The following is a 445-nucleotide window of genomic DNA, read 5'->3' on the forward strand; positions in this document are numbered from 1 at the left end:
TGCCGCCGTGCCGTTGACCTTGATGGTGCCCTTGCCCGGTGCGCTGGTGACGGTGTACGTCAGGCTGCCGTTGCCGGTATCAACGTCGGTCGCGTTCAGGTAGCTCGTGCCGAGCGTGATGGTCGCACCCTGGCCCACAGTGACGGGCGCAACCGCCAGCATCGGCGCGTCGTTCACCGGATTGACCGTGATGCTGACGTTGTAGGTATTGCTGCCCGAGCCGTCGCTGACCGTGTAGGTGAAGCTGTCCGGGCCGTTGTAGTTGGCCGCCGGCGTGTACTCGTAGCTACCGTCGGCGTTGAGCACCAGCGTGCCGTGCGACGGGCCCGTGCCCTTGGCGTAGGTGATCGCATCGTGCTCGACATCGGTCGCGGCCGGCAGGTTGCCGGTGGCCCTGGTGTCTTCGTTGGTCGTGATCGTCCCGTCGGCAGCGACCGGCAGGTCA

At 66.5% G+C, this 445-nt stretch carries 1 protein-coding gene; it reads right to left on the reverse strand.

What is annotated here, in order from left to right; translation table 11 throughout:
* Nucleotides 1-445: cadherin-like domain-containing protein (locus NX773_RS23450; protein WP_258858645.1), on the reverse strand; the 445-nt coding region annotated here is incomplete at both ends.

It is taken from the genome of Massilia solisilvae (assembly GCF_024753215.1).
Lineage (GTDB): Bacteria > Pseudomonadota > Gammaproteobacteria > Burkholderiales > Burkholderiaceae_D > Telluria > Telluria solisilvae.